This is a genomic window from Paractinoplanes hotanensis, assembly GCF_023717965.1.
Classification (GTDB): Bacteria; Actinomycetota; Actinomycetes; order Mycobacteriales; family Micromonosporaceae; genus Actinoplanes; species Actinoplanes polyasparticus.
Genome location: NZ_JAMQOL010000020.1, coordinates 1 through 12,404 on the forward strand (window position 1 = coordinate 1; position 12,404 = coordinate 12,404).

Here is a 12,404-nt window from a genome sequence, read left to right on the forward strand (position 1 = left end):
ATGTCGGCGGGGCGGACTCGCCCGACGGCGCCGATTCGGGCGCTCGAGCGGACACCGCGTCGAGGTCGCGGGTGGTCGATGGGGCGAGCTCGCCGGACGACTCCGCGTCGGGCTCGGGGGCAGAAAGCCCGCCTGCGGAGGGTGCGCCTGCGGAGGGTGCGGAGGGCGCGCCTGCGGAGGGTGCGGTAGGCCCGCCCGCGGAAAGTTCGGCAGGCACATCGGAGTGGGGCGAAGTGGTGACGGCGGGTTCGTCGGACGGCGTGGCTGTGCCCGGGGACGCTTGGGGGGGCTGGGCCTCGACCCGGGCGTGGCGTGGGGGGACGGCCAGGCGGAGGACGTCGCTGAGGTTGCCGGCGTAGCGGTCGGCCACGGCCCGGGCGAGCTGAGCCACCTCGGGGTCGAGAACCTGCTCGGGCGAGACGATCTTGTCGAGGTAGGCGAGCTTGCCGCCGTGGGGCGAGGATTCGGCGCGCTCGAGCAGGAAGCCGCTCATAAGTTGGCCCGCGAAACGAACCTTCACCCGTACGCCCGGTTGGGCCGCCTCGTCGTCGGTGGCGGCGACCAGATAGTCGAACGGCCGGTCGAGGTGGGGGAGCGGGACGTCGACGCAGACGCGAGCCACGGGAAGCCGCTCGGCCGGTTCCCGTTCGTTGCGCGCACTCTTCGTTGCCATCGCCGAACATTGTGCCCGGCGCCTCCGACATTTCCCGGATGGACGGCGCGCGGTAGAACGTACGCGTGACGACGATCGATGGCGGGGCGATGGACGCGGGCAAGGCCGTGGCCATGCTGCTCGACCCGCGCGGTAATCATGAGCCCGTTCCCGCCTACGCCGCCCTGCACCGTCACGGCCCTGTGCTGCGGGTTTCCGGCGGTTACTACTTCGTCTCGGGTTATGCCGCTGTCGCCGCCGTCCTGCGCGACCCCGCCATGGAGGCCTACGACGCCAAGCGCCTGGACGCGCAGTGGTCCGACTGGCGGGACAACCGGGCCGTCGCGCTCTTCGCCGATTCGATGCTGCGCACCAACGCGCCTCAGCACACGCGCATGCGCCGCCTGGCCGCGGGCGTCTTCACGGCACGGCGGGTCTCCGCGCTGCGCGAGGTCATCGCCACGCAGGTCGACGAGATCCTCGACGCGCTGCCGCCGGGGGAGACCGACCTGGTGAGCCATCTCACCTATCCGCTCCCGATCGGGGTGATCACCGCCCTGCTCGGTGTGCCCGCGGCCGACCGGGGCCGCTTCCGCCGCCTGGCCGAGGCGCTGACCGCCGTGCTCGAGGTGCGCTGGACAGAGGAGGATCGCCGCCGCGCCCACGAGGCCGCGCTCGAACTCGAGGAGTACTTCACCCACCTGGTGGCCCGGCGCCGCGCCGAGCCGGCCGACGACCTGGTCACCGCCCTGGCCGCGGCGCACGACGCGGGCGGCGAGCAGCTCACCGGCGAGGAGCTGATGGGCAACCTCGTGCTGCTGCTGGTGGCCGGCTTCGAGACCACGACCAACCTGCTGGGCAACGGCATCGTGCTGCTGCTCGACCATCCCGCGTACGCGAAGCAACTCCGGCAGGATCCGGAACTGGCTCCGGCGTACGTGGAGGAAGTGCTTCGCATCGAGTCGCCGGTGCAATTGACCGAGCGGTACACGTCGCGCCCGACTGTGGTCGGTGGCGCCGAGCTTCCGGCCGACGCCGAGCTGGTGCTGTTGCTCGGCGCGGCCAACCGCGACCCGGCGCGGTTTCCCGACCCCGACAAGTTCGACCCCTTCCGTACGGACCTCGCCCCGCTCTCCTTCGGGGCCGGCGCTCACTACTGCCTGGGCGCACCCCTCGCGCGCCTGGAAGCGCAGATCGCTCTGCCCGCCCTGCTGCGCCGCTTCCCCGAGCTCGCCCTCGCGCAGCGACCCACCCGCCGGCCCCGGATGAACCTGCGCGGGTGGTCGTCGCTGCCCGTGACGCTCGGCACTCGGCAGACCGGAAAGAGCACTCCGTAGACTGGTCAGGTGCTGAGCCGAGATGTCAGGAGTCTGCCCGCGTGACCGTCCAGTCCATCCGTCTGTTCGGCGATCCGGTGCTCCGGACGCCGGCCGACCTCGTCGTCGACTTCGACAAGGAACTGCGCACCCTGGTCAAGGACCTGACCGACAGCATGCTCGACGAGGGCGGCGCCGGCCTGGCCGCCCCGCAGATCGGCGTCGGCCTGCGCGTCTTCACCTTCGACGTGGACGACGTGGTCGGCCACATCGTCAACCCGGTGCTGTCGTTCCCCGACGACGAGGAGCAGGACGGGCCCGAGGGCTGCCTGTCGATCCCGGGCATCTACATCGACACCAAGCGCCGCCAGAACGTCGTGGCCGCCGGCTTCAACGAGCACGGCGACCCGATCCAGATCGTCGGCACCGGTCTGATGTCGCGCTGTGTGCAGCACGAGACCGACCACCTCGACGGCGTGCTGTTCCTCGACCGGCTGGACGCCGCCGCCCGTAAGGACGCGATGAAGCAGATCCGCTCGGCCGAGTGGTACGACGCCGGCAAGCCACCCACGATCAAGGCGAGCCCGCACGGCCGGGGCCTGTTCGGTCTGGGGCGGTGAGCGGGTTGCGCCTGATCTTCGCCGGCACGCCGGCCGTCGCGGTGCCCAGCCTCGACGCCATCGCGGCTTCGGGGCACGAACTGCTGGCCGTGGTCACCCGGCCCGACGCCCCGGCCGGCCGCGGCCGTCGCCTCGTGCGCTCGCCCGTCGCCGCCTGGGCCGACGAGCGCGGCATCGAGGTGCTCACCCCGGAACGTCCGCGCGAGCCCGAATTTCAGGAGCGGCTGCGGGCGCTCGCGCCCGACTGTGTGCCGGTGGTGGCGTACGGGGCCCTGGTGCCCCCGAGCGCTCTCGAGATCCCCAAGCACGGCTGGGTCAACCTGCACTTCTCGCTGCTGCCTGCCTGGCGCGGCGCCGCCCCGGTGCAGCACGCCGTGCTGCACGGGGACGAGGTGACCGGCGCGAGCGTGTTCGAACTCGAGGCCGGGCTCGACACCGGCCCGGTCTACGGCACCCTGACCGAGGCCATCCGACCCACCGACACCTCCGGCGACCTGCTCGAACGGCTCGCCACCGAGGGCGCCGGCCTGCTCGTGGCCGTGCTCGACGCGATCGAGGCCGGCACGGCCCGGGCGCACATCCAGCCGGCCGACGGCATCTCGCTCGCGCCCAAGCTGACGGTCGACGACGCGCGCATCCGCTGGAGCGACCCGGCGTTTGCGGTCGACCGGCGCATTCGCGCGTGCACGCCCGCCCCCGGCGCGTGGACGACGCTGCGCGACGACCGGCTCAAGCTCGGCCCGGTGCGGCCGGTGGCCAACGCGCCCGCCCTCGCGCCGGGCGACCTGCTCGTCGAGCGCACCCAGGTGCTGGTCGGCACGGCCACCACGCCGGTCGCGCTCGGTGAGGTGCGGGCCGCGGGCAAGAAGCCCATGGCCGCCACCGACTGGGCGCGCGGCCTGCGCGTCCAGCCGGGAGAAAAACTTCAGTGACCAGGCACAGCGCAGTACGGGGCAGCCAGCCCGGAGAGAAGCTTCAGTGACTGATCACAAGGCAGACCGGCCGCACGGCTCGGGGCGTCCGCGGCGACCCGGCGGGCCGGGTTACGACCGCGACGCGCGTACGGGCCGGGGCCCGCGGGCCGGCCGGCCGCCGTCCGACCCGGCTCGTCAGGCCGCCTACGAGGCCATCGCGGCGGTGCACCGCGACGACGCGTACGCCAATCTGGTGTTGTCCGAGATCCTGCGCGACATGCGGCTCGACGGCCGGGACGCGGCGTTCGCGACCGAGCTGACCTACGGCACGCTGCGCACGCTCGGCACCCTCGATCTGATCGTGGCCGACGCCGCCGGGCGCGAGGTGTCCCGCATCGACCCGCCGGCCCGCGACGCGCTGCGGCTGGGCGCCTATCAGCTGCTGCACACGCGGGTGCCCGCCTTCGCCGCCGTCAGCCAGACCGTCGACCTGGTGCGTTCGGTCGCTCCCGGCGCGGCCGGGTTCGCCAACGCGGTGCTGCGCACGATCGCCGAGACGCCGCTCGACAAGTGGCTCGAGAAGCTGGCGCCGTCGTACGACGAGAACCCGATCGGCAACCTCGCCGTGCACCACAACCACCCGGAGTGGGTGATCCGGTCGTTCGCCGAGTCGCTCGGCGGCGACCTGGCCGACACCACGCGCCTGCTCATCGAGGACAATCAGCCCCCCGTCGTGCACCTGTGCGCCCGGCCCGGCCGGGTCGACGCGGTCGAACTGGCCGATGAGGTCGGCGGCGTGCCCGGGGCCTTCTCGCCGTACGCGGTGTATCTCAACGGCGGCTCCCCGCGCGAGCTGGCCGCGATCCACGACGGTCGCGCCCACGTGCAGGACGAGGGCAGTCAGCTGGTCGCCGCGGCGCTGCTGGCCGCCCCGCTCGAGGGGCAGGACACCCGCTGGCTCGACCTGTGCGCCGGCCCCGGCGGCAAGGCCGGGCTGATGGGCTCGATCGCCGCCGCACGGGGCGCCGAGGTGACTGCCGTCGAGGTCGCCGAGCACCGGGCCCGGCTGGTCGAGCAGGCCACCAAGGGCATGCCGGTGACCGTCCTGCCGATCGACGGCCGTTCGGTGGGCCGCGAAACCGGCCTGCCCGAGGGGGGTTTCGACCGCGTGCTGGTCGACGCGCCCTGCACCGGCCTGGGCTCGCTGCGGCGCCGCCCCGAGTCGCGCTGGCGCCGTCAGCCGGCCGACCTGCCGCCGCTGACCAAGCTCCAGCGGGAACTGCTGGTGGCGGCCCTGCGGGCAGTACGCCCGGGCGGCGTTGTCGCGTATGTGACGTGCTCTCCGCACATGGTCGAGACCCAGGTGACGGTGACCGAGGGCTCGCGGCGCAGCGGCGTCGACGTCGACTTCGTGGACGCCCGCCCGCTGCTGCCGCCGGGCATGCCGGGCCTCGGCAACGGCCCGACGGTGCAACTGTGGCCGCACCGCCACGGCACCGACGCCATGTTCCTGGCGGTGCTGCGCCGCACCAGCTAGCGGTAGACGTAGTGGATCTTCAGCTTGCGGGTGCCGGCATTCTTGTAGGTGCCGGTCATCCGCTCGCCGTTGAGCCAGAGGAAGCAGCGGACCGCGCGGTCGCCGAGCTTCCACGAGGCGTCGTCGGGCGGGAAGCCGAGCCAGCCCACCCGGTTGCGCACGCTGCCGTTGTCGGGGATGCCGGTGAACTTGGCGATCGTGCGGTGGCAGCCCTTCTCCATCTCGCCGGCGGTCAGCGCGGCCGCCGAGGCGCGCTTGCTCTCGAAGATGCCGGCGAACTCGGCGGTGTGCGCCTTGGCGCAGGCGACCGGGCGCATCGCGGCGACCCGCTCGCCGACGACCGACGGGTCGGCGCACGTCATGCGGACCTTGCCCGAGCCGGCCAGCGCGCCCTTCAGGCTGCCCGAGCGGCGCACCAGGTCGCCGTCGACCGGGGACGTCTCGACCAGATCGCAGCGGTACCACCGGGCGCCGCCGGCCCACGCCCGCGGGCTGGGCAGCACGGGCTGCAACACCAGCCAGCCGGTGCGCCAGTCGCCGCCGAGGAACGTGGTGACGCGCTTCGAGCACTCCCGGAACGCGCGGCCCTTCCGCTGCCCGGCCGGCAGATCGGGCAGATCGGCGATCGCGACCGTCTCGGCCACGTGCGGGCCCCGGCACGCGACCGGCGCGTAGTCGTCGATCGTGCCCTGTTCGACCACGTCGGGATGGCACTGCGCGGCGGCCGGACGGAACTGCTGCGCCGCGGGCGGGGCCGGCCAGCCGTTCGTCAGGTCGCCGTCGACCCCGCTGGGCAGGTCGGAACAGCCGGCCAGGGCGAGCGTGAGGACGCCGGCCAGGGCCGCCACCCATCGCCGCATGTCGTTCTCCCGTCCCGGTCGGGTCAAGGGGCGTCACTCTATCGGTTGGTTCCGCCCGGGCTCGGCCTGGCGTGACGGCCGGGGTTATCCACAGGCGGGACGAGCGAGCGCCGCGGAAGTCATAGACTTTCTGCCGTGACACCATCGCCGATCATCGCCCCCAGCATCCTGGCCGCCGATTTCGCCCGCCTCGCCGACGCGGTGCACGCGATCGAGGGCGCCGCCGACTGGGTGCACGTCGATGTCATGGACAACCACTTCGTGCCCAATCTGACGATCGGCCTGCCGGTCGTGCAGAGTCTGCGCAAGGCGACGTCCATCCCGTTCGACGTCCATCTGATGATCACCGATCCCGAGCGCTGGGCTCCCGGCTACGCCGAGGCCGGCGCCCACAACGTCACGTTCCACGCCGAGGCCACCGACGATCCGGTCGCGCTGGCCAAGACTCTGCGGGCCGCCGGGGCCAAGGCCGGCCTGGCCATCGACCGCGACACCGCGGTCGAGCCCTACCTCGACCTCTTGCCTCATGTGGACACTTTGCTCATCATGACCATCAAGGCCGGTTTCGGCGGGCAGAAGTTCCTGCCCGAGATGCTCGACAAGGTGCGCGAGGTGCGCCGCCGCATCGATGCTGACAGTCTCGAGGTGCGCCTCGAGGTCGACGGCGGCATCGCGGCCGACACCATCGAGCGGGCGGCCGAGGCCGGCGCCGACGCGTTCGTGGCGGGCACGGCGGTCTACGGCGCGCACGACCCGGCCGAGGCCATCGGCAAGCTGCGAGCCCTCGTGGAAGGAGCGGGATGAGCACAGGGGTCGCTGATCCCCAGCACGATGATCTCGGTCCCGAGCCTGAGGACCGTCCCGACCTGATCCTGGTCGTCGACGACGATCAGGACATCGCGAGTTTTGTCGAGTTCAACCTCAAGATGCACGGCTACGAGGTGATCCGCGCCCGCGACGGTGAGGACGCGCTCGAGCTGATGGAGACCCAGCGCCCCGACCTGGCCGTGGTCGACTGGATGATGCCGCGCATGGACGGCGTCGAGCTGACCCGCCGGCTGCGCGCCGAGCCGCTCACCTCGGCCCTCCCGGTGATCATGCTGACCGCCAAGAGCATGACCGTCGACAAGGTGGTCGGCCTGACCGCCGGCGTCGACGACTATCTGGTCAAGCCGTTCGACACGGCCGAGCTGATCGCACGCGTGTCCTCGACGCTGCGCCGCAACAAGGAGTTCCGCGAGGTCTCGCCGCTGACCGGCCTGCCCGGCAACGCCCGGGTCCGGCGTGAGATCGCCGACCGCATGAAAGCCGGCGGCGAATACTCGGTGGGCTACATCGACATCGACCGGTTCAAGAGCGTCAACGACGTGTACGGCTTCGACCGCGGCGACGAGTTCATCGGCGCTCTCGCCCGCAGCCTGCACCGCGCGGTGGCCTCGGTCGGCAAGCCCTCGATCTTCCTGGGCCACATCGGCGGCGACGACTTCGTCTTCATCTGCACGCCCGACCAGGTGCTCCCGCTGACCAAGCGCACGGTCACCGACTTCGAGCAGACGGCCGACCAGCTCTACGACGACGTGGACGCCAAGCGCGGCTACATCGAGGTGCCCGACCGCCGCGGCAACAAGAACCGTGCCGCCTTGGTGACTCTCTCGATCGGTGTCGCCCAGGCCACCCTCGAGGGGCGCCGCTTCACCGACCCGCGAGTGGTCATCGGCGTGGCCTCCGAGATGAAAAAGGTTGCCAAGTCGCAGCCCGGCTCCTACGTGGCGATCGACCGCCGGCGGGCAGACGGGGCCGAAGCCTGAGGTCGCGGGTGGGGCCCGTGTTGTGCGTTCAAGTTAAGCACCTGTGACATGGCTCGCCGGGGGGTGGCAAAGTCCCGGAGTCGTGTAAAACTCGGGGGTGACCCACCACGCGCTGGCGGGACTCGGTGAAATTCCGAACCGGCGGTGATCCGATGGTCAGAAGTTTCTGACTTTCGGTAAGCCCGCGACCCGGACGTCGTTCTGCGACGGACGGTGGACCTGGTGAGACTCCAGGGCCGACGGTTGATCAGGCACCGCCTGGTCAGACAGTCCGGATGGGAGACAGCGCGTCGGCATCGGAACGAGGGCTGCCCAGCCCTCGGCCGGGGTACGCGAAGCGTACCCTCGTGCCCGATTTCGGCGTTTTCTGCCTTTTCCTGCCCGCGCGTGATCGCACCGCGCGAGAGGAAGACACCGATGGTGACCGAGGACGAGGCGATGCGGCGCGCGATCGCGCTGGCCGCCCGCGGACTCGGCACGACCAGCCCCAACCCGGTGGTCGGCTGCATCCTGCTCGACTCCGACTGCGAGGTCGTCGGCGAGGGCTTCCACGCCTACGCCGGCGGGCCGCACGCCGAGATCGTCGCCCTGGCCCAGGCCGGCGACCGCGCCCGCGGCGGCACCGCCGTCGTCACCCTCGAACCCTGCAACCACACGGGTCGCACCGGCCCCTGTAGCCAGGCCCTGATCAACGCCGGCGTCGAGCGAGTGGTGATCGCGGTCGACGACCCGACCCCGGTCGCGGCCGGCGGCGCGGTGACCCTGCGCGCCGCGGGGGTGCAGGTCGAGACGGGCGTCCGCCGCCTCGAGGCGGCCGAGGGCAACGTCGCCTGGCTGACCGCCGTGCGCCGCGGCCGCCCGTACGTGACCTGGAAGTTCGCCGCCACGCTGGACGGGCGCTCGGCCGCCGCCGACGGCACGAGCCAGTGGATCACCTCGGCTCCGGCCCGCTCCGACGTGCACGTGCTGCGCAGCACGGTCGACGCGATCGTGGCCGGCGTGGGCACCGTCATCGCCGACGATCCCCAGCTCACCGTGCGCGACCTGCGCGACGGCAGCCTCGCCATCAAGCAGCCGCTCCGCGTGGTCGTCGACTCGGACGGCCGTACGCCGGAGAAGGCGCGCGTCAACGACGCCGCCGCACCCACCTGGATCGCCACCACGCGGGAGCTCGGCGCCGGGCCCGACGGCCGGGTCGACCTGTCCGCGCTGCTCGCCGCCCTCTTCGGCCGCGGCGTGCGCTCGGTGCTGCTCGAGGGCGGGCCCACCCTGGCCGGCGCTTTCCTCGAGGCGGGCCTGGTCGACCAGGTCATCGGCTACGTGGCGCCCAAACTGCTCGGGGCCGGCAAGCCGGCTCTGGTCGAGGCCGGAATCGGCACCATCGCCGACGCGTTGGAACTCGACCTCAAGGACATCACGCAGATCGGTCCCGACCTGCGCTTCACCGCATCGCTCGGCCAGAAGCCAGCCGACCGTCCCACCCACCGGCCCTAACCGGATTCAGGAGCAGCCTCATGTTCACCGGCATCGTCGAAGAACTCGGTCACGTCGAAAGCCTGACCGACGACGGCAGCGACTCCGCGGTCTTGAAGATCCGCGGACCGCTGGTCACGTCGGACGCCCGGCACGGCGACTCGATCTCGGTCAACGGCGTCTGTCTCACCGTGATCGACAACGTCGACGGCGTCTTCACCGCCGACGTGATGGGCGAGACGCTGCGCCGCTCCTCGCTCGGCGCGCTCGAGGTGGGCAGCCAGGTGAACCTGGAGCGTGCGGCCGCCCTGGGGAGCCGCCTCGGCGGTCACCTCGTGCAGGGCCACGTCGACGGTGTCGCGCGCATCGCCGCCCGTGAGCCCGCGGCCGACTGGGAGGTCGTGCGCTTCTCGCTCCCCGCCGAGCTGGCGAAGTACGTGGTCGAGAAGGGTTCGATCACCGTCGACGGGGTCTCGCTGACCGTCATGGCCGTCGACGACGAGACGTTCAGCGTCGGCATGATCCCGACCACCTCGAAGCTGACCGTGCTGGGCGCCAAGGACGTCGGCGACCCGGTGAACCTCGAAGTCGATGTGATCGCCAAGTACGTCGAGAAGATGCTGGGAGATCGTCATGTCTGAGTCCTTCGCCGCCGTCGAGCGGGCGATCGCGGACATCGCCGCCGGCCGCGCCGTGATCGTGGTCGACAACGAGGACCGCGAGAACGAGGGCGACCTGATCTTCGCCGCCGAGAAGGCCACGCCCGAGCTGGTCGCCTTCATGGTGCGCTACACCTCGGGCTACATCTGCGTGCCGATCACCGAGGACGAGGCCGACCGCCTCGACCTCCCGCCCATGTTCCACACCAACCAGGACGCACGGGGCACGGCGTACGCGGTGACGGTCGACGCCCGCGAGGGCGTGGCCACCGGCATCTCGGCCGCCGACCGGGCCCGTACCATCCGCCTGCTGTCCGCACCCGAGACCCAGCCGACCGACCTCTCCCGCCCCGGCCACGTCGTGCCGCTGCGGGCCAAGGCGGGCGGCGTGCTGCGCCGCCCCGGGCACACCGAGGCCGCGATCGACCTGTCCGTGCTGGCCGGCCTCCGGCCCGCGGGCGTGCTGTGCGAGATGGTGAACGACGACGGCACCATGCAGCGCCGCCCCGACCTCGAGAAGTTCGCGGCCGAGCACGATCTGGCGCTGATCACCATCACCGAGCTGATCGCCTACCGCCGGCGCCACGAGACCCAGGTCGAGCGGGTCGTCGAGACGCGGCTGCCCACCGAGCACGGCGTGTTCACCGCGGTCGGCTACCGGGCGCTGACCGACGACGGCGAGCACGTCGCCCTCGTCTACGGCGACCTCGGTGACGGCGAGGACGTGCTGGTCCGGGTCCACTCGGAGTGCCTGACCGGGGACGTCTTCGGCTCGCACCGCTGCGACTGCGGCCCGCAGCTCGACGCTGCCCTCCAGCGGGTGGCCGAGACGGGCCGGGGCGTCGTGCTCTACATGCGCGGGCACGAGGGCCGGGGGATCGGTCTGCTGCACAAGCTGCAGGCCTACCAGCTGCAGGACCGCGGCTTCGACACGGTCGACGCCAACCTCGAGCTGGGCCTGCCGGCCGACGCCCGCGACTACGGCACGGGCGCCCAGATCCTGTACGACCTGGGGGTGCGCTCCATGCGGCTGCTCACCAACAACCCGGCCAAGCGGGCCGGTCTGGAAGGCTACGGGCTGACCATCACGGGTCGCGAGGCGCTGCCGGTGCGGCTGCACCCCGAGAACGTGCACTACCTGCGGACCAAGCGGGACCGCATGGGGCACCTGTTCGAGGCGTTGGGCTGATTTCCCGCCTGTCGCGGGTGACGATGGACTTCTACGAGGGGGCGACATGGCCGGTTTCGGTGATCCGAAGATGGAGACGGTCGACGCGGCCGGGCTGCGGCTCGGCATCGTCGGCGCGCGCTGGCACTCCGACCTGATCGACCACATGATCGAACGGGCCCGGGCGGCGGCCGCGGAGTGCGGCGTCACGGACGTCGTGGTGACCCGGGTGGCGGGCTCGGTCGAGCTGCCGGTGGTGGCGCAGGCGCTCGCCCGTACGTGTGACGCCGTGGTCGCCCTGGGCGTGGTGATCAAGGGCGAGACCGACCACTACGCGTACGTGAACGAGTCCGTGACCTCCGGGCTGACCCGGGTCGCGCTCGACGAGCGGACCCCGGTCGGCCACGGCGTGCTGACCGTTCACAGCATGGGGCAGGCCCGCGACCGGGCCGGCTTGGAGGATTCGATCGAGGACAAGGGCTGGCAGTCCACGGTGGCCGTGCTCGACGCCGCCCTGGTGCTGCGCGACCTGGCCAAGAACTGACAGCGCGGTCCGGGCGCCGAGGCGCCCGGACCGGTCAGTTCGTCAGGCGGGTGTTCCGCCTGATCGGCGCGCTGCCCGTCACCAGCGTGGTGAGCCGGGCCGGGCCATGTTCTCAGAGGCGGCCGGCCTCGATGATGCGGGCCAGGAACTGGCGGGTGCGGGCCTCCACCGGATCGCCGAGCACCTGTTCCGGGGGGCCCTGTTCGAGGACGCGGCCCTTGTCGAGGAACGCCACCCGGTCGGCGACCTGCCGCGCGAAGCCCATCTCGTGCGTGGCCAGCACCATGGTCATGCCCTCGCCCTTGAGGTCGCGGATCATCGTGAGCACCTCGCCGACCAGTTCGGGGTCGAGCGCGGAGGTCACCTCGTCCAGCAGCAGCAGGCGCGGGCTGTTGATCAGGGCCCGTACGATCGCCACGCGTTGCTGCTGGCCGCCCGAGAGCTTGTCCGGGTAGCTAGCCGACTTGTCGGCCAGGCCGACCCGGTTCAGCCACTCCATCGCCTGCTCGCGCGCCGCGGCGGCGGCGCGCTTGTGCACGCGTACCGGGGCCAGCGTGATGTTGTCGAGCACGGTCATGTGCGGGAACAGGTTGTACGACTGGAAGACCAGGCCGATCTTCTGGCGGACCGAGTCGGGGTCCACCCGCGGATCGGTGATGTCCGCACCGTCCAGGCGGATCACGCCGTCGTCGATCTCGGCCAGCAGGTTCACGCAGCGCAGCAGCGTCGACTTGCCCGAACCGGAGGCGCCGATCAGCGCCACCACCTCGTGCTCGCCGACGTCGAGGGTGAGCCCGTCGAGCACCACATTGGCGCCGAACGTCTTCCGGACGTCCGTGCAGGACAGCACCAT

13 protein-coding genes and 1 riboswitch are annotated in these 12,404 nt (G+C 71.9%); of the genes, 10 read left to right on the forward strand and 3 right to left on the reverse strand.

Annotation, left to right across the window (positions count from 1 at the left end):
• Positions 1–673 (reverse strand): primosomal protein N' family DNA-binding protein (locus LXN57_RS16315; protein ID WP_507185035.1); only part of this gene is annotated, 673 nt, incomplete at its 3' end.
• 89 nt (positions 674–762) lie between these two features.
• Here LXN57_RS16315 and LXN57_RS16320 point away from each other — a divergent pair.
• The 4 genes from LXN57_RS16320 to LXN57_RS16335 are packed head-to-tail and all read left to right on the forward strand — an operon-like array spanning position 763 to position 5,039.
• Positions 763–1,989: a cytochrome P450 gene (locus LXN57_RS16320; RefSeq protein ID WP_251799100.1), complete on the forward strand. Its 1,227-nt coding sequence runs from the start codon at positions 763–765 to the stop codon at positions 1,987–1,989.
• Positions 1,990–2,030: 41 nt separating this feature from the next.
• Positions 2,031–2,588: a peptide deformylase gene (def, locus tag LXN57_RS16325; protein ID WP_251799013.1), complete on the forward strand. Its 558-nt coding sequence runs from the start codon at positions 2,031–2,033 to the stop codon at positions 2,586–2,588.
• A 5-nt stretch (positions 2,589–2,593) separates the two neighbouring features.
• Complete coding sequence (gene fmt / locus LXN57_RS16330; RefSeq protein WP_251799101.1) at positions 2,594–3,520, forward strand: methionyl-tRNA formyltransferase; 927 nt, start codon at positions 2,594–2,596, stop codon at positions 3,518–3,520.
• 46 nt (positions 3,521–3,566) lie between these two features.
• Positions 3,567–5,039 (forward strand): RsmB/NOP family class I SAM-dependent RNA methyltransferase, encoded by a 1,473-nt coding sequence (locus tag LXN57_RS16335; protein ID WP_251799014.1) that lies wholly within the window; start codon positions 3,567–3,569, stop codon positions 5,037–5,039.
• Here LXN57_RS16335 and LXN57_RS16340 read toward each other — a convergent pair.
• Positions 5,036–5,899 carry a septum formation family protein gene (locus tag LXN57_RS16340; protein ID WP_251799015.1) on the reverse strand — a complete coding sequence of 288 codons (864 nt, stop codon included), beginning with the start codon at positions 5,897–5,899 and terminating at the stop codon, positions 5,036–5,038. The two genes, LXN57_RS16335 and LXN57_RS16340, sit on opposite strands and share 4 nt — an antisense overlap.
• A gap of 135 nt (positions 5,900–6,034) precedes the next feature.
• On the opposite strand from LXN57_RS16340, the gene rpe reads away from it, so the two are divergent.
• From rpe to ribH, 6 genes are all read left to right on the forward strand, one after another.
• Positions 6,035–6,703: a ribulose-phosphate 3-epimerase gene (gene rpe, locus LXN57_RS16345; RefSeq protein ID WP_221378054.1), complete on the forward strand. Its 669-nt coding sequence runs from the start codon at positions 6,035–6,037 to the stop codon at positions 6,701–6,703.
• Positions 6,700–7,707 carry a GGDEF domain-containing response regulator gene (locus LXN57_RS16350; protein ID WP_251799016.1) on the forward strand — a complete coding sequence of 336 codons (1,008 nt, stop codon included), beginning with the start codon at positions 6,700–6,702 and terminating at the stop codon, positions 7,705–7,707. Before rpe ends, LXN57_RS16350 begins: the two co-directional genes overlap by 4 nt.
• A gap of 107 nt (positions 7,708–7,814) precedes the next feature.
• Positions 7,815–7,998, forward strand: a riboswitch (FMN riboswitch).
• Positions 7,999–8,124: 126 nt separating this feature from the next.
• Positions 8,125–9,201 (forward strand): bifunctional diaminohydroxyphosphoribosylaminopyrimidine deaminase/5-amino-6-(5-phosphoribosylamino)uracil reductase RibD, encoded by a 1,077-nt coding sequence (gene ribD, locus LXN57_RS16355; RefSeq protein WP_251799017.1) that lies wholly within the window; start codon positions 8,125–8,127, stop codon positions 9,199–9,201.
• Positions 9,202–9,221: 20 nt separating this feature from the next.
• Positions 9,222–9,821, forward strand: coding sequence for a riboflavin synthase (locus LXN57_RS16360; protein WP_251799018.1), 600 nt, complete (start codon positions 9,222–9,224; stop codon positions 9,819–9,821).
• On the forward strand, positions 9,814–11,028 hold the full coding sequence (locus LXN57_RS16365) for a bifunctional 3,4-dihydroxy-2-butanone-4-phosphate synthase/GTP cyclohydrolase II (protein ID WP_251799019.1): 1,215 nt from the start codon (positions 9,814–9,816) through the stop codon (positions 11,026–11,028). The genes LXN57_RS16360 and LXN57_RS16365 overlap by 8 nt, the downstream gene beginning before the upstream one ends.
• Before the next feature lie 46 nt (positions 11,029–11,074).
• A complete protein-coding gene (gene ribH / locus LXN57_RS16370) occupies positions 11,075–11,551 on the forward strand; it encodes a 6,7-dimethyl-8-ribityllumazine synthase (protein ID WP_251799020.1) in 477 nt (158 codons plus the stop codon).
• 112 nt (positions 11,552–11,663) lie between these two features.
• Here the strand turns inward: ribH and LXN57_RS16375 are convergent, their stop codons facing one another.
• Positions 11,664–12,404 (reverse strand): amino acid ABC transporter ATP-binding protein, encoded by a 741-nt coding sequence (locus LXN57_RS16375; protein WP_251799021.1) that lies wholly within the window; start codon positions 12,402–12,404, stop codon positions 11,664–11,666.

Bases quoted from the DNA above. Each gene is read 5' to 3' on its own strand.
- LXN57_RS16320 (WP_251799100.1), top strand. From the start codon at position 763: ATGGACGCGGGCAAGGCCGTGGCCATGCTGCTCGACCCGCGCGGTAAT.
- LXN57_RS16340 (WP_251799015.1), bottom strand. From the start codon at position 5,899: ATGCGGCGATGGGTGGCGGCCCTGGCCGGCGTCCTCACGCTCGCCCTG.
- LXN57_RS16350 (WP_251799016.1), top strand. From the start codon at position 6,700: ATGAGCACAGGGGTCGCTGATCCCCAGCACGATGATCTCGGTCCCGAG.
- ribD (WP_251799017.1), top strand. From the start codon at position 8,125: ATGGTGACCGAGGACGAGGCGATGCGGCGCGCGATCGCGCTGGCCGCC.
- LXN57_RS16360 (WP_251799018.1), top strand. From the start codon at position 9,222: ATGTTCACCGGCATCGTCGAAGAACTCGGTCACGTCGAAAGCCTGACC.
- LXN57_RS16365 (WP_251799019.1), top strand. From the start codon at position 9,814: ATGTCTGAGTCCTTCGCCGCCGTCGAGCGGGCGATCGCGGACATCGCC.
- ribH (WP_251799020.1), top strand. From the start codon at position 11,075: ATGGCCGGTTTCGGTGATCCGAAGATGGAGACGGTCGACGCGGCCGGG.
- LXN57_RS16375 (WP_251799021.1), bottom strand. From the start codon at position 12,404: ATGGTGCTGTCCTGCACGGACGTCCGGAAGACGTTCGGCGCCAATGTG.